Origin of the sequence: Paenibacillus typhae (assembly GCF_900099765.1) — a bacterium.
GTDB classification, from domain to species: domain Bacteria; phylum Bacillota; class Bacilli; order Paenibacillales; family Paenibacillaceae; genus Paenibacillus_AQ; species Paenibacillus_AQ typhae.
The window spans coordinates 1-18959 of sequence record NZ_FNDX01000031.1; the positions used below are offsets into that span (position 1 = coordinate 1).

At 51.0% G+C, this 18959-nt stretch carries 23 protein-coding genes and 1 riboswitch; of the genes, 1 reads left to right on the forward strand and 22 read right to left on the reverse strand.

Features of this window, described 5'->3' with window-relative positions:
- Positions 1-382 precede the first annotated feature (382 nt).
- The 15 genes from BLR64_RS20740 to BLR64_RS20810 all read right to left on the reverse strand — a co-directional run bounded on the left by BLR64_RS20740 (position 383) and on the right by BLR64_RS20810 (position 10114).
- Positions 383-1021, reverse strand: a complete 639-nt coding sequence (locus BLR64_RS20740) for an ABC-2 transporter permease (RefSeq protein ID WP_167360745.1) — start codon at positions 1019-1021, stop codon at positions 383-385.
- Entirely contained in the window at positions 1014-1883 is an 870-nt protein-coding gene (locus BLR64_RS20745) for an ABC transporter ATP-binding protein (RefSeq protein WP_090717063.1), read from the reverse strand. The genes BLR64_RS20740 and BLR64_RS20745 overlap by 8 nt, the downstream gene beginning before the upstream one ends.
- Positions 1880-2260, reverse strand: coding sequence for a GntR family transcriptional regulator (locus BLR64_RS20750; protein ID WP_090717065.1), 381 nt, complete (start codon positions 2258-2260; stop codon positions 1880-1882). The genes BLR64_RS20745 and BLR64_RS20750 overlap by 4 nt, the downstream gene beginning before the upstream one ends.
- A gap of 136 nt (positions 2261-2396) precedes the next feature.
- Positions 2397-2750: a hypothetical protein gene (locus tag BLR64_RS20755; RefSeq protein ID WP_090717067.1), complete on the reverse strand. Its 354-nt coding sequence runs from the start codon at positions 2748-2750 to the stop codon at positions 2397-2399.
- Positions 2751-2752: 2 nt separating this feature from the next.
- A complete protein-coding gene (locus BLR64_RS20760; RefSeq protein WP_090717068.1) occupies positions 2753-3217 on the reverse strand; it encodes a hypothetical protein in 465 nt (154 codons plus the stop codon).
- A 25-nt stretch (positions 3218-3242) separates the two neighbouring features.
- The gene (locus BLR64_RS20765; RefSeq protein ID WP_090717070.1) at positions 3243-3998 is read right to left on the reverse strand and encodes a polysaccharide deacetylase family protein; all 756 of its coding nucleotides are present in this window, start codon (positions 3996-3998) and stop codon (positions 3243-3245) included.
- Positions 3995-5173, reverse strand: a complete 1179-nt coding sequence (locus tag BLR64_RS20770; protein ID WP_090717072.1) for a WG repeat-containing protein — start codon at positions 5171-5173, stop codon at positions 3995-3997. Before BLR64_RS20770 ends, BLR64_RS20765 begins: the two co-directional genes overlap by 4 nt.
- Positions 5174-5233: 60 nt before the next feature.
- Entirely contained in the window at positions 5234-5443 is a 210-nt protein-coding gene (locus tag BLR64_RS20775) for a hypothetical protein (RefSeq protein WP_090717073.1), read from the reverse strand.
- A 312-nt stretch (positions 5444-5755) separates the two neighbouring features.
- A complete protein-coding gene (locus BLR64_RS20780; protein WP_090717076.1) occupies positions 5756-6250 on the reverse strand; it encodes a hypothetical protein in 495 nt (164 codons plus the stop codon).
- 156 nt (positions 6251-6406) lie between these two features.
- Positions 6407-7744 (reverse strand): 5'-deoxyadenosine deaminase, encoded by a 1338-nt coding sequence (locus BLR64_RS20785; RefSeq protein ID WP_090717077.1) that lies wholly within the window; start codon positions 7742-7744, stop codon positions 6407-6409.
- Between the two features lie 78 nt (positions 7745-7822).
- Positions 7823-7921: riboswitch (purine riboswitch) on the reverse strand.
- Between the two features lie 164 nt (positions 7922-8085).
- Positions 8086-8610 (reverse strand): GNAT family N-acetyltransferase, encoded by a 525-nt coding sequence (locus BLR64_RS20790; protein ID WP_090717079.1) that lies wholly within the window; start codon positions 8608-8610, stop codon positions 8086-8088.
- A 157-nt stretch (positions 8611-8767) separates the two neighbouring features.
- Complete coding sequence (locus tag BLR64_RS20795) at positions 8768-9157, reverse strand: hypothetical protein (RefSeq protein WP_039876756.1); 390 nt, start codon at positions 9155-9157, stop codon at positions 8768-8770.
- 4 nt (positions 9158-9161) lie between these two features.
- The gene (locus BLR64_RS20800) at positions 9162-9464 is read right to left on the reverse strand and encodes a hypothetical protein (RefSeq protein ID WP_244157795.1); all 303 of its coding nucleotides are present in this window, start codon (positions 9462-9464) and stop codon (positions 9162-9164) included.
- Positions 9461-9802 (reverse strand): alpha-helical endospore appendage domain-containing protein, encoded by a 342-nt coding sequence (locus BLR64_RS20805; RefSeq protein ID WP_068721995.1) that lies wholly within the window; start codon positions 9800-9802, stop codon positions 9461-9463. The genes BLR64_RS20800 and BLR64_RS20805 overlap by 4 nt, the downstream gene beginning before the upstream one ends.
- A 24-nt stretch (positions 9803-9826) precedes the next feature.
- Positions 9827-10114, reverse strand: a complete 288-nt coding sequence (locus BLR64_RS20810; RefSeq protein ID WP_090717080.1) for a nucleoside-diphosphate sugar epimerase — start codon at positions 10112-10114, stop codon at positions 9827-9829.
- Positions 10115-10291: 177 nt separating this feature from the next.
- Here BLR64_RS20810 and BLR64_RS20815 point away from each other — a divergent pair, with 177 nt between their 5' ends.
- Positions 10292-10843 (forward strand): GNAT family N-acetyltransferase, encoded by a 552-nt coding sequence (locus BLR64_RS20815; protein WP_244157796.1) that lies wholly within the window; start codon positions 10292-10294, stop codon positions 10841-10843.
- 6 nt (positions 10844-10849) lie between these two features.
- On the opposite strand, the gene BLR64_RS20820 is transcribed toward BLR64_RS20815, so the two are convergent.
- From BLR64_RS20820 to BLR64_RS20850, 7 genes are all read right to left on the reverse strand, one after another.
- Complete coding sequence (locus BLR64_RS20820; RefSeq protein ID WP_090717083.1) at positions 10850-12445, reverse strand: hypothetical protein; 1596 nt, start codon at positions 12443-12445, stop codon at positions 10850-10852.
- Positions 12446-12478: 33 nt separating this feature from the next.
- On the reverse strand, positions 12479-13330 hold the full coding sequence (locus tag BLR64_RS20825) for a DNA polymerase III subunit gamma/tau (protein WP_090717085.1): 852 nt from the start codon (positions 13328-13330) through the stop codon (positions 12479-12481).
- Positions 13331-13538: 208 nt separating this feature from the next.
- A complete protein-coding gene (locus BLR64_RS20830) occupies positions 13539-14270 on the reverse strand; it encodes a sugar phosphate nucleotidyltransferase (RefSeq protein WP_090717086.1) in 732 nt (243 codons plus the stop codon).
- Positions 14271-14317: 47 nt separating this feature from the next.
- The gene (locus BLR64_RS20835) at positions 14318-15055 is read right to left on the reverse strand and encodes a glycosyltransferase family 2 protein (protein WP_090717088.1); all 738 of its coding nucleotides are present in this window, start codon (positions 15053-15055) and stop codon (positions 14318-14320) included.
- Positions 15052-16044, reverse strand: coding sequence for a glycosyltransferase family 2 protein (locus BLR64_RS20840; RefSeq protein ID WP_090717089.1), 993 nt, complete (start codon positions 16042-16044; stop codon positions 15052-15054). The genes BLR64_RS20835 and BLR64_RS20840 overlap by 4 nt, the downstream gene beginning before the upstream one ends.
- Positions 16041-16895, reverse strand: coding sequence for a glycosyltransferase family 2 protein (locus BLR64_RS20845; RefSeq protein ID WP_090717091.1), 855 nt, complete (start codon positions 16893-16895; stop codon positions 16041-16043). Before BLR64_RS20845 ends, BLR64_RS20840 begins: the two co-directional genes overlap by 4 nt.
- Positions 16896-17503: 608 nt before the next feature.
- A partial coding sequence (locus BLR64_RS20850) for a WIAG-tail domain (RefSeq protein ID WP_167360746.1) occupies positions 17504-18959 on the reverse strand: 1456 nt, incomplete at its 5' end.

Consider the following 18959-nt stretch of genomic DNA (forward strand, 5'->3'; position numbering starts at 1 on the left):
GGTCGCCTATAACTTCGAGAATTTGGGGAGGTACTCCTTTTTCTATGCTCAAAAAATCCAAGCGCAGCAAGGGTTTTGGATTATGAAATTGTCTCTTCCGTGCAACTAAAACAGGCGAAAAACGCTCTTTTGGCCGATTCGGGCAGAATTAGCTGCACAAACTACAGTTATATGGCGAAGGGACAAATTCCTGCCGGTTTTAATTGTACAAAGTGCAGCTATTGTGTCCGGCGGAGGGGGAGGCAGGCTTTGCGGAGGAGAGTTTCAGCGAGTTTAGCCATTCTAGTTATATTTACCGAAGCCAAAAAGACCCCCGGATTCCCGGAGGTCTTCTCATTATTTATATAGCACTACTTTTGCAAGTAATGCGGGCTTTTTTACACTAAATATCCTTGGCAGTAAATACCCGCAGCGAGATCAGATAAGAGCAGAATAGAATCAGTACATAGCCAAGGCCGGCAATAACCGGCACCAGCGGGCTGTCTGTAGTCCCGTTACTCACCCAGCCTGCCAGTCCGGGAAACCATTCCATCAGCTGTTTTACCGCAGCGAAATTAAGCATAATCAGCATGATGAACACCATATTGACCACCTGGGTTCCTTTGCGGCCCAGCCAGTAATGAAGCGGAAGATAGAAGGACGCCAGGAGCGGAAAACCGGCAATGCAGAGCAGCAGCTCTCTCCAGGCAAGCGGATCAGTAGTCCGGCCGGCCGAGAAGGCGACCAGATACAGCAGTACAGTGCAGGCATAGCTGAGAATCGAGTAAGGAAGAATGGCCAAATATTTGGCCATCACAATCTGCTGTCTCGGTACAGGCAGACTGACCAGGAACTTCTGATTGTTATGCTGCACATCCATTGTGCAGGAATTGATCAACAGCAGCATGGCCGGAAGCAGGGCGAACACCGTGTAGTTATCAAAGTTCGTAAAGCCCATGACCAAATAGTAAGGAATCAGCAGCAGAATGAACTTTTGCACAATAATGAAGTCTTTGCGGATGAGATGAAAGGAATTATACACGCAGATCGCTCCCTTTTACCGAAAAATACATAATTTCCTCCAGCGTTGGCGTCTCGCAGATAGCCGTATCCTTAAAGTAACGCTCGCCCTCCGCACGGTTGCCCATCAGCCCTTCAAAGCCGTGTGCGCTCTCGCGGATTCCCACGAACAGACGACGGGTGTCGCGGTCGAGCAGCTCTTTGCCGCCTTTGACAAGCAGATATTTCTCCGCCAGCGCCTCCTTCATCTCACTGAACACAACCCGCCCGTCATTCACAAACACAATATAATCGGCAATCCGGTCGAGGTCCGTTGTGTTATGGGTGGAGAACAGAATGGATTTTTTCTCGTCCTGGATGTGCTCGGTTAACAGATCAAGCAGCTCCCGCCGGAACACCGGATCAAGCCCTGACGTAGGTTCGTCCATAATGAGCAGATCAGCGCCGTGGGATAGAGCAATGGCGAGCGAAAATTTGATTTTCATCCCCTTGGACAGATCCTTGATCTTCTTGCCCGGAGACAGCCTGAACAGCTCCTGGTACTTCACATATGTATCTTCATCCCAGCGGCTGTAGAAGGGGGCGATCACCTTTTTCATCTGCTTGACCGTAAGCTGCTCGTAATAAATATTCTCGTCCGACACATACCCGATCCGTTCCTTAACCGCGGACTCCTGCTCTTTATTCTGCCCGCCGAACAACTGAATGTCCCCCCGGTCCGGGCGGACCATGCCCATAATCATTTGGATCAGTGTGGTTTTACCTGCACCGTTGGGGCCAATCAATCCGGTAATGTATCCTTCCTTAATACCCAGCGAAATGTCCTGTACCGCAAAAGAACCGTAGCTTTTATGTACATGCTCCAGCCTGATACAATCGCTCATTCCTGCTCCTCCTCGTAGATAAGTTTCAGCATCTCTGCCAGTTCCGCGTAAGACAGCCCCAGCTGCCTGCTCTCCTCACTGACTTCCTTCAGCTTCATCTCCAGTATCCGCAGCCGCTGCTCTTTAATGAATTCCTGATCCGCCCCGGATACAAAAGAGCCCTTCCCGACGATCGAGTTGATCAGACCCTCCCGCTCCAGCTCTTCATAAGCCCGTTTGGTCGTAATCACACTGATCTGCAGCTCCTTGGCCAGCTGGCGGATGGACGGCAGAGGCGTCCCCGCTCCAAGCTCCCCCTGCAGAATCAGCTGCCGGACCTGCGTCACAATCTGGGCATAGATCGGCTCTCCTGATGTACTTGATATCAAAATGTTCATGCTGCGGCACCATCATCCTTCGGTGAAATGTGTTTATTGTATATATGTAATATATACACTATATAAGGAGGGGTGTCAAACATAAAAAAGACCTTGAAGATGAATCTCCCCAAGATCTTTGAAATACACAATAACTTTAATATTGTTGGCTAAAAGGCAGTTCAAACATATCCATATCATTCTCATCCACCTTCACTCTAAACGCCACTACAAAATAACGCTTATCATTTGATGATAAAACAACGATTTTTTCACGCTCTACATCTTTACCGGTTTTTTCCTTGATGTATAGAACGTCATCTTCTTCAGCCTCTTCGATCCTTAAATTAGTAAGGTTACGCGGTAAATCTATATATGTAACATCTATAAAAATAATATCAATATTCCTGGCGTGATCAGCGTTTTTAATGCTTCTTATTAATAATTCCCCGTGACTAATGTGATAGTACCAAAGCTTGAAAACTCTGCTGTCATCAAAAGATCTCAACACGGCTATATTCTCCTCCTTTTATTAATATATTTATAAAATTCGTCTCTCGGCAAACATTTAACATTAGTTATACCAAACCTCATCATAAAATCATTGTACTTCTCAAGATAAGTTTCCTGAATAGCATTACAGAAGTCGGTCTGATTTTGAAAGGGGATCTTCTCCCCATTGCTATTAATTAACTTCAGGTGAAAAATCTGATTATGAATGATTTGAGATATCTTATAGACTTCACACACACATTCGTGGAACCAAGAAAAGCAGCCCTCAATTGATATTTCGGAAATTCCATCATTAATTAAATGAAGCGTCATGATCAGAGAATTGTCCAATTCAAATTCGTTTGTTCCTCTGGATTTACATTTTATTTTCAGGTCAGCAAGCTTGCTTAGAAAATGAGGTATGGAGTTATTGATGCCTTCAGCATCTGAAACAAATAATTTAATATAAAAGCTTTCGGCTCCCAATCCTTTCACCGCCTTTATTAATACGCTAAAAGTTCAATAAACTATCTTTCTTTATATACCCTCCTAAATCCGCAAAACTTATTTCCATCTCTAAATGATCACCCAGCGCGTGAGGAATGGAAATACTTACTCCGATTGAATCTTCGGTGAGATAGCTAAATGTGCCTGATTCATTGATCCGCCCCGTCTCATCTGCTTGATGAAAGTAATTAAGCAAATCCTCATCACTATACACACTCCAGAGCTCCTCCATAACTCCTTCCTCCAGCAAATCTAAATTGTCATCAAAGCTTTTATAGTTATCTCTTTTAAATTTTTCTACAAATGATTCATTCATCTCCAGCAAATCACTCAATTTAACCTTTACTGCTTTTTTCAAATCAATATTTGAGGTATAAAATATATTTAACGGGTGAGCTGCTCCTTTTGAAAAAAACGAACCCAAATATTGAAAACTAAGAAAATCATTATTTTTGAACGTAACTCGATAATCTATATCCAGATTACCTTCCTCTAGTGAATAGAATTCGATTATTTTTATTGCATCTTCCTGAATCAGTTCATTTATTTCATCTCTGTATGTATCATTATCCAGATGAACTAGTTTTGGATATGTTATGTTAATCTCGTTTTTAGAATAGTTGCTGCTTTCAACTTCATAACCTGCTCCAGTACTTAATTCACTACTATTTTTTATTTTATGAGCATTCAGCTCAGCTTTTGCACTGCAAGAAATTAATATTAATAAAATTGGTATTAAAATGATTAAACGTGGTTTCACATCTCCTCATCTCCAGTATAAATTTTTATAATCCCTTTCCTATCTACACCATTCTCTACATTAATGACCATAGCATAGGGAACGTTCATCTCCCCCAAAAAGTCAAAGCTCGGCGCAAGCCGCTGCTCTCCATGTAATCCCATCAAGCCATATTTGCGAACCTTCATACTTTCATCTGTAAAAATATAGCCGGGGATCACATTCAACTCCTTATCATAAGAAAAAGCACTAATGAAAAATTTAGAGTCACCCAAGAAAACATTATTTCCTTCGCTATCGATAATGCAGTATAAGTCTTTTGAGACGAAAGCGAGCCCATCCTTAAACTCTCCAACCTCAATCATCCGGCCTTCCGTAGCATTGTAAGGATAAAAATCAATAGCTATGTTCCCATCATAATCTATGTACGCCCAGGCATCCCCATCCTCCGTGTAATCCGACACTTTGACAGCGGCCTTGCCTTCACTAAAATTCCCGGCGTCATCATACTTTATATCAACACTCACCTGCACATCGGTATCGATGAATCCCCATTTATTGTTTTTCCTGACTGCCGCGTATCCTTCATGAAAATCTTCCACCTGATCATATTGAGGTTGCACGACCATTAGGTCAGATTCATCTATAAATCCCCATTTGTCCGCCTGCTTTACAGCTGCGCGGTTTCCAGTGAAGGATCTCGCCTCCTCGAATTGAGGTTGTATAATCAGCTCGCCTGAACCATCGATGTATCCCCACTTATTATCTAGTTGAACTAATCCTGCAGCATCATTAAACCCGCCTGCACTCTCATACCTCTCTTTTGTGATGCTTCTTCCCTTTTTATCAATGTATGAAGTCTCCCCGTCAATGCTTGCCGCGGCAACACCGTCATAAAACCCGCCAATACTATCGTATTCATCCGGCAAAACCGTTTCTCCATTTGTGTCTATCACCTTATATTTCCCGTTGCTGCCCTTAACCGCAATCCAATCCTCATCGACAAAAGACAAATCTTCATATGTACCCGGCTCCACAACCCATTTCCAATTTAACTCATCGTTGTTATTTGGCAATTCGGAGGTTACTTGATCCGCAGCATTTATGCTATTAGACTTTACACTAGAGCAGCCGGATAGTAGCAGAGCAGTTATAGTGATTACTCCCATTATTCTAAATAAAGTTATCATCTTCATCCCCCAGACATCCAAAAAACCACATGGAGTTCATCACATGCGGTTGTTTCACTCTATACCCTACTGTTCTATTTCGAAATAAAGTGTGTCACTATTTAAGTCAAGATAAACTTTACCAACATAATTTGAAGCCTTGATATAGTAATCAAATTCACTGCTATAACTCCATTTTTGAGTTTCATCCTTAAAGTCATACTCTAATCTAGGCTTTAAACTTACAGTTTCCCAAGTATAAGCATCTTTTATCTCCAGTATCGAAGCATGATCCACAAATATGTATCCTCTCATCCAATATGAAGTGGGTCCAAAACCATCGCTAATTATTTTGCCGCTCCAATAGACTCTTTGAATGTTTTTCAGATTCGGAAACCGATTACTAATAGGTTCAATGTCTGTGCTATACTTAGTCTCGTGTTTGGTTGGTGAATTTAAAGTGAAGCCTAAGGCCGCAATAAGTAAAAGAGCAATAGCAACAAGAAATAGCTTTTTTCTTTTTGAAAATCTCAGTTTCCGCGCCTCCCGTGTCTAATACCCGTAGAATTATTAACTCCGGCCATTTCAAACTACATAATCCCCCAATTACTAGACTGCATCTTCGGGCAAAAATGGCCTTATGACATCGTAAAAAATTTCGTTCCCCTTAACCTCAAGGCCATTGACAAACATGCTGTTCTCTTTGCCCCACATTGTAACATCAAATAACTTGCCGTTCGTCTTGCTTTCAAGCACGTAATATATTCGGGCATCTACACGTGATTTCTTCTTAACCGGCATCAAAACACCATCGTTTATCCGTTTGAATAATTCAAAATGTTTTTTCAAGTCATTTCCGTTAATAACAATCTTGTGTACATCGGTAAAGCTAATCAAATCTTCAGCACTCAAAGGATAACGAGTGAGAGTAAGCGGATTTAAATAATAAATGGTCAAGCTGATATCGTTGATATTTTCTTTTGCAATCAGTTCAGAAATATTGAGCGAGTGTTTGTTTGAGTGAACATTCCCCCAGCCGGTTAAAACAGCAATTGTTAGTAATACAAAAACGAAAAAACCTGTAATAACATGTTTTCTCCCCATGCGTTCTATGCCACCTATCGAATAATAAAAAAGATTCATTTCTAGCACATAAAAACAGCCCACAACCGTGGGCAGCCTTCACACAAATCAATCATATGTCAAAAATCCAGCTTGCGAAACGGTGGTATTTTGTCGAATGTGACGATCATATGCCGGTCAGCTAACCTGCGTATGCACCAGCAATCTTTTAATCGACCGGTTCGCTTCCTGCAGCACAATGTCCTTATCTACCGTCTTCAGCAGTCCTTTATCCATCAGGATCTCGCCGTCGACAATGGTCGTCTCGACATCGGCGCGGGTGGCGGAGTAGACAATCCGGGAGATCGGATCGACGTCATAGGACGGGAAGGTGTGGAAGTTGTAGAGGTTGAGGATCGCCAGGTCGGCTTTTTTGCCTACCTCGATGCTGCCGATCTGGTCTTCCATGCCGACTGCCTTGGCGCCGCCGATGGTGGCCATGCGGAAGACGCTGCGTGCGTCCATTGTGGTCGGGCCGTGGTGAGGCTTCTGGATGACTGCGGCCAGCCGCATTTCGTTGAACATGTCGAGATTGTTGTTGCACGGCGCGCCGTCGGCACCCAGACTGAGGTGGATGTGATCGTGCAGCATCCCCGGCGTATCAGCAATACCGGAAGCCAGCTTCAGGTTGGAGCCCGGACAATGGCTGACATGCACCCCGCGGTCGCGCAGAATCCGTTTCTCCTCGGCATCCAGCCAGACGCAGTGGGCCAGAATCAGGCGTTCGTTCGCCAGCCCCAGGTGATCGAGGTACACGACATTGCGCATGCCGGTCATCGCCTGGACGATTTCGATCTCACCCTGATTCTCTGAGGCGTGGGTGTGCACCTTCACATTATAACGGGCCGACAGGTCCCGCACTTCCTTAAGCAGCGGCTCTGTACAGGAGATCACGAATCTCGGTGAAAAAGCGTACTGGATCCGCCCGTTGCCGTAGCCGTTCCATTTTTCCAGCAGATCCACACTCTCCTGCAGCGAAGCCGCCGTTTCCTCCTGCAGTGCTGCCGGGACGTCGCCGCCCTTCTGATCCATCATCACCTTGCCGGAGAGGGCACGGATGCCGCTTTTGGCAATCGCCTGAAACGCAAAATCCGTATGGTTGACCGTCTCCATATCGACAATCGTCGTCGTGCCGCTGGAGATCAGCTCCCCGATCCCGAGCATGGCGGAATAATACAGCGATTCCTCATCATGGGCGGCTTCCAGCGGCCAGATCCGTTTGCGCAGCCAGTCCATCAGCTCCAGATCATCGCCTTTGCCGCGGAACAGCGTCTGGCAGAGATGAATATGCGTCTGCACGAAGCCGGGAATTACCGTGCGGTTGGTTGCATCAATAACCCGCTCATCCCCCTGCGCCGTAAGCCCGCTGCCGATTTCAACTATCAGATTGTCTTTGATCCGGATATCCCCATGGAAGATTTCTTCCTGCTTGTTCATTGTAATAATCTCCGCGTTTTTGATCAGTATGTTGGCCATGTCCCGTTTCCCCCTCGTTCAATTCACAGATTGCTCACTCAGTCTGTACAGCCAGATAACACAAAAAGGCCACAAAAATATGCCGCAGCATATTTTCGTAGCCAGAAATTTACGGTTCCCGGTAGAGACCCTTAAACCAATTATTAAGGATATACGAAAAAAAGGATTATTCAATTGGTTTTGAATAACCCCATAATAAACGAAGGACAAAGTTAATGTCAACTAAATTAACATATAAAATAGAAATAACGGCGAAAAACACATTCATCTCAATAAAAATAATGACATCATGTTATTTTACATAACACATTCGCATGTGTCTCAAGCCTCGTGCAGCCGGATTACTCCTTGCCGCTATCCAGTACTTTTTCAAATACCGGAAAGCTCGCGGTACGCCCCGGGAAAAAAATCTCGCCTCTGCGTTCATATCCAAGCCCCGGATACAAAGCAAGCGCAGGAGTGTTCTTCGTATAAGTGTCCAGCCGGATGCTGCTGTACCCTGCCTCCCGGGCATATCGCTCGGCGTATGCGATCAGCTTCCGGGCAATGCCCTTGCCCTGAGCCTCCGGATGAACAGCCAGCCGGTGCATGATCAGCGCCTTGCCCTGCTTCTGTGACCACTTGATGCTCTGGTACAGCTCATTCTGATGCTCGTCCAGCACAAGGATCCCGGCAACAGCGCCATTATCTATGTAAGCGTAGAGAGTCCCGTGTTCGATATCCTGTGTAATGATCTCACGGTTAGGATAGCTGTCATCCCACTGATCGCTGCCTCCCGCCTGCATCACCTGTACACATCTGGCGATCAGTTCCATAATCTCTCCGATTTCCTCTGTCCGCGCTTTACGGATTTCATTACTGCCCATGGTATCCCTGCTTCCTGCCTGATGATTTGAGTTGAACCTGTCTATGATAACTCATTAGTGAAGTTTATCACACCAGGGGACAAATTCAATAGGCCGGCTTCCGGTCTTTACAGCGCAGCAGGGCCTGCCCGCACGATCCGGGCAAGCCCATGTTTGTTCAGCCAAGCTCCAGCTTATGCCCGTCCTCGAAGCCCTTGGCGAAACCGGCGTCGAACCCCACGTTGTATGCTTCGGTGTAGCCCTGCTGATAGGCGTCTCCCGGCGGGGTTTCCGGAGGGACGCCCAGGTCCGGGGGGAGCGGAACAACCAGCGGGGCAGCCGGTGTTACCTGTACCGGAGGCTGAACAACCACCTGGACTCTCCGGGCCGCAATCCGGCGGCGGAGTCTTCTTTTCTTGCGCAGCAGCAGTCCTCTCTTGGTCTTGCCTGAGCGCAGCTTGCGGAGTTTGCGGCCGGCTCCTCTGCGGATCTTCGCCTTGCGCGTCACCAGCAGGGTGCGTCTCTTGGCTGCGCGGCCTGAACGCTTGATTGCTTTCTTTCTCTTCATCCTTCTACTCCTCCTGTACTCCATGTGCTCTTCGCGGCGTCCCTTGCGCATGCTTGTTAAGCCATGGTGCCGCAGGCTTCCCCTGCTTGGGCTGATGCAGCGAAATACCGGACATCATCCGGCACATGGCGCTTTGATATTGGCTTAGGATTCTGATATTGTCACTCAGCTTGCGGGCCGTCAGCTCCGATTGCCCCGTAATTTCGGCGATACTCTCCAGAATCGCAGCCAGTGCGGCCTGGCTGCGGGCAATGGAGCGGATCATCTCCAGCTTGACGGCGTGTTCGGAGAGAAGCCCGCCGCTCATTTGCTGTCGTCCCCGAAGTCGAAGCCGTCACCGGACATGCCGCCGAAGCCTTCCCCGCCTTCATCCTCACCGCTGCCCAGCACCGCCTTCAGGTTGCTGTACAGCCCGTTTTCCAGCTTGGTCAGCCCCTCCACCATCTCCACAATCACCTCGTGGATCGAGAGGGTTTCCTTCAGCTGCTCTTCATGGTTGTCGAAGGATCTCGCATGGATATGATGATGTGTCCACTGCTTTACCTTTTCCGCCTCTACCGCTTTGGCCTCGAGAATCATCGCGATGTTCCACTGGATAGTAGCGGTCGACTCCAGCATTTGCAGATAAGCTTTTTCCCTGCTCATGTTCCGCCTCCTGCTCTTTAAGCGCTACTCTTCTTCCTGGCCGCCCAGTTCCTTGATTACACGGCCTACCCCTTCGGCCATCGCCTCTTCCAGATCAGCAAGTGCGTTCAAATAAGCGATGATATTTTTGTTGACCTGGCCGTGGCTTTCGACCAGTCCGCTGAACCCGCCGAAATCAGGCTCCGCATCCGGCAGATCATGGACTATTTGCGACATACGGACGGCAACGTGGCGTTCGGCGTCAAGAATCCGCGCCATCTGTTCGTGCGTATGGGCCATGTGCTGCAGCACTTTGGTTATTTTATTCCGCACCTTCATGTCTCCTTTGCTCAAACGCCCTGCTACAGCATATGCGGCTAAAGCCCTGTCGGTGCGGAGGAACCTGGAATGCCGGGGAACGGAACCTATGAACATTTGGAGGATATTGACAGACGGGATGTCCGGGCATATGCTGAATGCTGGCATATATCAATGGATTGGGGGAGCGCTATGAAAATTACAAGTAACCGCCTGGATTTACAGGCCATGACCGCCGCAGAGCTGTCTGTCAGCACCCTCAGCTGCCCCGCCGCCTCAATGGAGCAGGCTCTTGGCTTCAGGCTGGCCCCGGCCGTTCTGGACGATGAAATGCTGTATGCGCTCAAGGTACGCCATTCCAAGGTGCTGCAGAACGCAGAGCATTATTTGTGGTATACGTGCTGGGCTGTCATTCACCGGGAGGAGCAGCAGATCATCGGCTTCCTGATTCTGAAAGGCCGGCCGAACGGACAGGGCGAGGTAATAATCGGCTATATCATTGACGAGCAGCATTGGGGCAAGGGGTATGGAACGGAGGCGGTACGGTGTCTTAATGAGTGGATTTTCAGCCACCCGGAAGCACAGTGGGTCATTGCTGATACAGAGCCGGACAATACCGCCTCCCACAGGCTGCTGCAGCATCTGGGTGCTGAACCCTACCGTGAGACCGATGAGCTGATCTGGTGGAGGGTTGGCCGGCCGGATAAAAAACCTGACTTCCGAATGAACGAAAGTCAGGTTTAATGGCAATCACATTCCATTCATAAAAAAATCGTCAATCTCATCCAGTCCCGTAAGGATTTCGCTTTCCTGTACTCCGTTCGCCCTGGCCAGCTCCTGGCTGGCCTTAAGCTGCAGTCCCGCCAGTCTGCCGCAATCATATGCGAGGCTTGTCAGCTTGTTCAGACCTTCATATTCCAGGTAGATCCGTCCCAGAATCAGCTGATATTCGGCATCAATTGACGAGGCCGCATCCAGATAGATCCGGCGGATGTCATCCCTGCTGACTGTCAGCTGATATTTGATCAGGCTAAAGGCCGCTCCTACGCTTTTCATGACTGCAACGAAATTGTCGATCATATATACGAGCGTTACGGAGGCAATTCCAGTCAGAATCCCGCCAAGCACACCGGCAACCAGATCGGCAAAAGGAGCAGCCGGGGTTGTTTTGAGATAGGCGGCAAAGCTTTCGGTCAATATGACTCCGGCTGAAGCTGTTACAGCTGCAGTCAATATTTTGGAAGCTTCCAGCAGCGCCTGGCTCTGCCCCATTCCGTGCGGAGGATTGATCAGTAGTTTGAAGGCTCTGATCAGGGCATGTATGCTGTCATTCAGCATCCGGGCCATGTTCCTGGAGGTGGTTGCGAACGTATTAATCAGGATCGTTATCAGGTTCGCGGTGAAGCCGCCGGCCAATCCTTCGCCAAAAGCTCTGGCGATATCCGTTGCCTTTGCCGCCATCCTTGCCTGCAGCCGCATGCAGAGATTGCTGAACTCTTCTATCCTTCTTGATAACGTCCCATAGCTCTTAAACTGTCTGAAATATCCGGTTATTTCCGGGATCAGCGCCGCCTGCAGCTCATAAAGAAACATCCCGAGTGCCTGCTTCTTCCCCATCCGCAAGCCCTGATCCACACCGCTTGACAGCACCCCGGATACATAATATTTGTTTCTGGCCCGCCGCACTGTGGACTGGACATGCTGCTTTGCCTCCTTATTCTTCCGGGCAGCCTCCTCCTGATTGATTTCATAATGCTGGGCGTTGGTCTCTCCAGGATTCCGTCTGTTCTTCCGGGCCATCCACTGCTCCAGATCCTTATCGCTTTTCGACTGATTCAAGCTGGAGTCTGTCCAGGCCAGATTCTTATCGGAGGTCGCCATTTCATTACGCCGTTCAGCAGACATATACAGGCGCGCCTCATTATTGTCGTGAACCGCCTTGGCAGATACGATGTGGTCCAGATGGGTTGTCCCGTCTTTCTTAAGTATTTTTCCGGTATAGTCATCCGTAATCTGGCTGCTGGTCTTAAATTTAAGCTTCCGCTTCTTCGGGAAATCCTTTTCGTAATTCTTTCGGTCAAAAGCTTCCGTGTACCGCTCTGAGGTGGCCTCATCCGCAAAGATTCCCTTCCCCGCATTATGAAGGGTCGTTACATTCCCGCCGTTCCTGTAGCTGTCAAAGAGAGGCCCGAGCCCAAACTGGCTGATTAGCGTATTCAGCGTTGTTTCCTTATACTTTGCCAGAAGCTCCAATACATGATTAATCTCCAGAGTCTGTTTGCTTAAAGTAATTTCCTTAAGCTCTACCTCTAGTAATGAAGTCATTTCCAGAACATTTCCGGACATGGCCATCCCCCTTTACACCCGCCGCTCCCATTGTTATGCGTTTGCTCCAACGGCCCGGTTCAACAGCTGCGCCCCGGCTTTGGTATTATTGACAAGCGCTCCCAGCCGCTGCTTGGCTTCCGGTGTAAGCTGGGTATAGTCCGTAGTCAATGTACGGCACTGCAGAAGCATACTGCGCAGCCCGTCCGATGCCGCAGTACTCAGCGAAGTTATCTCCTGGATCTCTTTACGGGCGGCCTCTACGGCCTTTACGTGCTTACGGATCTTTGCAGCCTCCGTGCTGGCCTGTTCGGCGATTTTCTTGTTTTTGCCGCTTTTCAGCAAACCGGCGGTCACAAGTGCGCCTCCGCCTATCGCCCAGCCGACCGGACCCGCAAGCCCCAGCAGCGCGGTACCTGCAGCAGTTCCTCCGCCGCCGGCAACCAGTGCCCCGCCCCCCAGCCAGGCAAGGGCCGCATTCGTCGCTGCTGCACCGCTCAGTGTAGCGATAGCTGTGCCAGTCGAAGCCGTGCCAAATGTTGTAGCAATAGCCAGCGCAGCGGTCGGCCCAAAAGCAGCTACACCGATACCAGCTGCCACACCTGTTGCCGCTGTCCCGCCGGAGGTGAAATTAGCCTTGCTGATCTCCTTTTCAAGCGTATCCAGTAAACCGGAGAATTTCTTGGACTCAATCTTTATGATCTTGAGCTCGGTATCCAGAGCCGTCGGCTTATTGCGCATACTATTTATAAACTCCCAGGATTCATCAACTGCGGACTTGAGCAATCTGCGCTTGCCCAGCAGCTGCTCTGCATCTCCCACAAGCTGCTTATTTTCCGATTCATATCTGGATTGTTCTGCCTTCATATTACGGATGGCCGTTTCGCGCAAATCCTTGTTAAACATATGTACGCCCCTTTCAGCACTCTAAGTATGTAGTTCAAAAGACGCAGGACCAATGATCCGCATGTACAGTATATCTAAAATCTGGATACTTGGGTACTATCACTCCAGTAAAGCAAACCTTACAATACGTCTATTGTAAAAAGAGACACCCTTCCCAAGTGAGAAGAATGTCTCTTGCAAATTCCGATCGTTTTTCTCAAAGAATAGCCTAAGGCAGCGTGTTCTTCAGCTTTTCCCCGGCCTCCTGCAGAGACTGGAACGTTCCCGCGTCGCTCCACCATTCCTTGAGCACATCGTAGCTGAGTTTACCCTCCCCGGCATAAATGTTATTCACGTCGGTAATCTCCAGCTCGCCGCGCCCTGAAGGGGCAATCCGCTTAATAATGCCAAATACTGCCTCATCGTACATATAAATACCGGTCACGCAAAAATTCGTCTTCGGCTGCTCCGGCTTTTCTTCAATATAAGCGATCAGGGACGCATCCTTGTCGTCAAATACAGGAACCCCGTACCTGCGGGCATCCTCTACCGGCTTCAGCAGCACCTTGGCCGTCCCTGGCGGCTGCTCTGCGTATTTCTCCATATAAGGCGTCAGATCCTCCATAAAAAGATTGTCGCCGAGCAGCACGACAAACCGTTCGCCGGGGAGAATGAACCCTTCCGCCAGCTCCAGCGCTTCTGCGATGCCTCCTGCAGCCTCCTGGATTTTGTAGGTCAAGTTCACGCCGAATTCTGCACCGCTGCCCAGGAAATCCGTATACTGCCCCGCAGACTGCTTGCTGATGATCAGGAGAATATCGGTTATCCCGCCCCGGCGCAGCCGGTCAATACCGTAACACACCATAGGATATTTGCCGACCGGAAGCAAATGTTTGTTCATCAGCCGGGTCAGCGGATGTAGCCTTGTTCCCTTTCCGCCCGCCAGTATGACTCCTTTCACTTACTTTCCTCCTTTTTATCTGTGTCCTAAGCCTTTGGGCTGGCAGATCAGATGAATTGTGCCGGATCCAAATGCCATTTCTCTATAAAAAGCCTGCGGTTACGCTCCACTAATTCCTGAAGCTCCGCAGAATACACCTGCTTGAAGCTCGCGCTTCCTTCATGATGCACCAGGCAATCCCCGCCGATCAGCAGCCGGAAGCCCTTCAGCCGGGCACGGTAGCAATAATCATCGTCCTCGTAATGTCCCGGTGAATACCGCTCATCCAGCAGGCCGACACGGTCGAGTACCGCTCTTTTGAGCAAAAAGCATAAGCCTACCAGCCGCACCGTCTCCTTCCATTTCAGGGGATCCGGGACGTTAGCCGTCTCAGCCTCACTGTGAAAGCCCGGTATATCGGTGTAAGACGTTCTTACCTGCTGCCGGCCGCTGGCGTAATTCGTCACCGGCCCGACAATGCCGATGTCCGCTGCACTGTACAGAGCCGCCTTCAGGTTGGCCAGCCAGTTATGCGAGACAATAACATCATTGTTCAGCAGCAGCAGCTCATCCCCCGAAGCCAGCTGCAGTCCCAGGTTGCAGGCGGCCGGAAAACCGCGGTTCTCCGGAAGGGAGATCACCGTCAGCTTGTTGCTGCGGCAATAGGCGGCCGTACCGTCATTAGATGCATTATCGACCACGATAATTTCATAAGGAGAGTCTGTATAACGCCTGATCGATTCGACACAGGCCTCAAGCAGCTTCTGCCCGTTATAGGTTGGAATAATGATACTGGTCTTGATCATAGGGCGTTCCTCCAGGCAGCCAGCTGGCTGCGCTGCTCCTGCAGGCTGCCGGCGCCGGTATTTGCTCGGCTCAGCATGAGAACCGCCTTGAGCGCTTCCGCATGATCACCAATAATCAGCTGCTCCACCCTGTTGCCGGCGCCTGTGTTGTCCTGCCGCAGACGGTTTTGCTTGAATACATTGACTGTGCCTGCCTTCTCCACCCGCAGCTGCTTCAGCAGCGAGAGTGCCTGCGCTTTGGGCGGCACCATTAGCTCCCGGTACCCGATCGCTTCCAGTGCACGCCGGGAGAGGGCATGGGGTACTGCGGTCATCGAGCTGGCTCCGAGATCACTCCGGCCGAGCACCATGTTGAGATACAGCTTGCTGCGGGTAACATGATCACTGAGTCCAAAAGGCGGCAGCAGGCCGTCCAGATCATTCAGCGCCACATCAACCCCGCCGTCTACCGCTGCGGCAAAACCGGCCAGCTGCGGCGCCGTAATAACCATATCGCCGTCCAGGAACAGCAGGATATCGCCTCTGCTGAGCTTGGCGCCAAGCGAACGGCCCACATCATGGCCGGCCGGCTCTGGCACATGCACGACCGTTGCCTGCCTGCACAGCCGGGCCAGCTGAAAGCTGTTGTCCGTGCAGCCGTTGAGCACGACGATAATCTCGGCAGGTGCCAGCCGCTGCACCTGCTTCAGCAGCAGCGGCAAGGTCTTCGCCTCATTCCTTGCCGAGATAATGACAGACAGCTTCCCCCCCAGCTTGCGGGGGAGCTTCTGTGTCTGCTTCGCGCCGGCCGCCAGGCGCTTGGCTGCGGTTGTGCGGCGGGGTTTCCGCGCAGCCCCGGAGGCGGGACGGCCGGCAGCAGTACGCGGCGCTGCGTTTGCAGAGCGGCGGCCACCGGCGGCCCGGGATGCAGACCGGACGGCGGAGACTTGCAGATCAGCTGATGACGGGCGGGTGGATATGCCCTGTTTATTCGATTTTGCTGTGTTCATCTCACCATCTCCCTTCGCCGGCCTGCATCGCTGTAACCTGCCCTTTCGCCTCTGCGCTCCAGAAGCAGGCCCATTGCCTCCAGATGGTCACTAAGAATGACCTCCTGCAAAAGGTCTCTGCCGTCCTCCTTGCGGCGTACCGCATTCATCCGGCCGACCGGCACTTTATGCACGGCCTTCACCTTTAGTCCATCCAGCACTGCACGGGCATGTGCAAGCGGCGGCCTGGACAGGATAGCGCTGCCGAGTGCTGTCAGCGCCTTCCGGCTGAGCGCATGGGGCACCGCTGTAAGCGAATATCCGTTCAGGTCCGGCCGGCCAAGCATAACGTTGAGTGTATACTTGGAGAGTATCACCGGATGCGCTATCCGGCCGCGGACCGGACCGGAATAATCATTCAGCGCTACATCAGCACCGCTGCCGACTGCTTCCACGAACGGACGCAGCTCTGCGGCGGAAATGACCAGATCTCCGTCAGTAAACAGCAGGATGTCTCCCCTGGCTGCCTCCGCTCCGACACTCCGCCCAACATCATGTCCGAGCGGCTGGGGAAACGTAATCACCTTCGCTCCCATGCGGTGCGCAATTTCGGCTGTATTGTCGGCTGAACCATTGACTATCACAATAACCTCACAGCGCGGATGAACGCCTCTTGCTCCGGCAATGACTGCAGCGATCGTCCGCGCCTCATTCATAGCGGGGATTATTACCGACACAACGGGCTCGGGGTGGTTCACTGCAGGCAGGGCTTCTGCCGGCTGCTGCTGCGGCCGGAGGTTTCTCCGCACTGCTTGGGAAGCCCGCCGCCCCGAGCGGCGGGCAGATGTTCGTTTACGCTGTTTCAAGCTCATCCACCTTCCTTCGGAGGGCATACTCCCGGGCTGAGGGTTACACCACAGTCTATGTAAACTGCCGTCTCCTGCAACGGCAGATGTCTCCCTTTGTACAGAAAATCGGACAGATGCCGCGGTTCGGACACTGCTGCCACAATTACAGAAACTCCCTCGGCAGCCCAAGCGTTACTTTTCGAAATAATCAACTAATATGTACTCTTTGCCGGCTTCTCCGCTGCACCGCAAACACTTGTTTTACTAACTCAGTTACTAAACCTGTTAAACTACCTCCGTTACTAACAATGTTACTTTTACATAGCCAAAACCACTCTTTATTTCGACTGCGGGCACGCGGGCCGAGGCAAGCGAGCCACTCCACCTAAGTCTGCTGCACCTAAGCTTTAGCCCGCTCACCCAACCATTGCCGGAAGCCGAAATCTGTTACACTTCCGTCTCTCATCCCATCTGCTCATGCCATCTTTGAAACAGCCAGCACTTTGCTGCTTTCATCGCCCCTCCTCGCTCATGCCAGCAGCAAAAAGCGCAGCCTTACGGCTGCGCCTGATCAATAGAAACAAATTCCACAACAGCCTTCAGGCTATAGCCCCCAGACTATTGTGCAGCGCTCAGTCAAACGCCCGGTGCTCGACCTGCGGTTTGACCAGCGGGGTGCCGAGGGCAATCCAGGATAACACGCCATAGAAATGCGGAGTTTCACGCAGCCTGTGAATGTGCACAACCGCTTCACCGGCGCTTCTGCTCTTCAGTGTAGCAAGGAAATACGGCTGGTTGGTCATAGCCACGAACACATAACCGGTATGGCCGAAGCCCTCATCAAAGGTTACTGTGACTTCCACGCTCTCCGCATTGCCGTTGAACATGAACGCCGTCATGCCAAACTGTTGCAAAACCTGCCGGTTTCCTGCGCTCTGCACCGGACTGAAGGACAGGTGCTCCGCAGAGACTGCACCTTGAGCCAGATGGTCACCGGTAACGGCACCGGCTGCAATGTGGTGGCTCTGCACACTTTCTTCCTCAAGGTGCCGGGATTGAACGGCAAAGGGGGCCAGCTTAGCTGCGTCCACCGCTTCATCTGCAATGGCGGAACTACCAACGGCCTGCTCAGCCAGATGCTCCTCACCGATACTGCCGGAGGCCAGCTTGATGCCGGTGATGCTGCCATCCGGCAGCAGGTCAGCCGAACGGACTTCTTCCGCCAGATGCGCCAGCTTGATCGTTTCCGGCAGCAGGTGCCGCTCCTCCAGAATGCCATCGGCCAAATGCTCGCCGTACACACTTTCCGGCTGCAGATGGTGTGAATGCACGGCTCCGTCTGCCAGCTTCTCAGCGTCAATGCTGCCGGCAGACAGCACGTCGTTGTTCAGTGTCCCTTCTGCCAGGTGTTCGGCTGTGATGCTGCCGATGCGGATATGGCGGCTGTCTACCGCTTCAGAAGCAAGATGGCCTCCGTATACGCTGCCCGGAGCCAGCTGGAAGGAACCCACCGAGCCTTCAGCAAGCTTTGCCGCGCCGATACTGCCGTCTGGCAGCAGATCTGCTGTCTGCACTTCCTCGGCCAGATGCTTCAGTGCGATGCTGCCGCTCTTGATGTGCCGGCTATCCACTGCTTCTGAAGCCAGGTGGCCGCCATAGATGCTGCCTGGAGCCAGCTGGAAGGAGCCGATTGAGCCTTCGGCCAGCTTCGCTGCACTGATGCTGCCGTCAGGCAGCAGATCAGGCGTCAGTGTCCCCTCAGCCAGATGCTTCAGTGTAATGCTTCCGCTGCGGATATGGCGGCTGTCTACCGCTTCAGGTGTCAGGTGGCCTCCGTATACACTGCCGGCCGCCAGTTTATGCGAACCAATGCTGCCGTCAGCCAGCTTATTGCCGCTGACACTGCCGTCAGGCAGCAGCTCCGCACTCCGGACTTCTGCAGCCAGATGCTCCAGCGTGATCTCGCCTGCACCGATATGACGGCCTGCTACCGCATCGTCTTCCAGCTTGGAACCGCCGATGCTGCCGTCTGGCAGCAACTCCGCACTGCGGACTTCGCCGGACAGATGCTCCAGCGTGATCTCACCT

Coding starts and splice junctions, on each gene's coding strand:
- BLR64_RS20815 (WP_244157796.1), top strand. CDS start 10,292: ATGAAAATTACAAGTAACCGCCTGGATTTACAGGCCATGACCGCCGCA.
- BLR64_RS20795 (WP_039876756.1), bottom strand. CDS start 9,157: ATGAAGAGAAAGAAAGCAATCAAGCGTTCAGGCCGCGCAGCCAAGAGA.
- BLR64_RS20780 (WP_090717076.1), bottom strand. CDS start 6,250: ATGGGGAGAAAACATGTTATTACAGGTTTTTTCGTTTTTGTATTACTA.
- BLR64_RS20750 (WP_090717065.1), bottom strand. CDS start 2,260: ATGAACATTTTGATATCAAGTACATCAGGAGAGCCGATCTATGCCCAG.
- BLR64_RS20820 (WP_090717083.1), bottom strand. CDS start 12,445: ATGTCCGGAAATGTTCTGGAAATGACTTCATTACTAGAGGTAGAGCTT.
- BLR64_RS20840 (WP_090717089.1), bottom strand. CDS start 16,044: ATGAACACAGCAAAATCGAATAAACAGGGCATATCCACCCGCCCGTCA.
- BLR64_RS20785 (WP_090717077.1), bottom strand. CDS start 7,744: ATGGCCAACATACTGATCAAAAACGCGGAGATTATTACAATGAACAAG.
- BLR64_RS20800 (WP_244157795.1), bottom strand. CDS start 9,464: ATGAGCGGCGGGCTTCTCTCCGAACACGCCGTCAAGCTGGAGATGATC.
- BLR64_RS20790 (WP_090717079.1), bottom strand. CDS start 8,610: ATGGGCAGTAATGAAATCCGTAAAGCGCGGACAGAGGAAATCGGAGAG.
- BLR64_RS20835 (WP_090717088.1), bottom strand. CDS start 15,055: ATGATCAAGACCAGTATCATTATTCCAACCTATAACGGGCAGAAGCTG.
- BLR64_RS20745 (WP_090717063.1), bottom strand. CDS start 1,883: ATGAGCGATTGTATCAGGCTGGAGCATGTACATAAAAGCTACGGTTCT.
- BLR64_RS20805 (WP_068721995.1), bottom strand. CDS start 9,802: ATGAGCAGGGAAAAAGCTTATCTGCAAATGCTGGAGTCGACCGCTACT.
- BLR64_RS20845 (WP_090717091.1), bottom strand. CDS start 16,895: ATGAGCTTGAAACAGCGTAAACGAACATCTGCCCGCCGCTCGGGGCGG.
- BLR64_RS20825 (WP_090717085.1), bottom strand. CDS start 13,330: ATGTTTAACAAGGATTTGCGCGAAACGGCCATCCGTAATATGAAGGCA.
- BLR64_RS20770 (WP_090717072.1), bottom strand. CDS start 5,173: ATGAAGATGATAACTTTATTTAGAATAATGGGAGTAATCACTATAACT.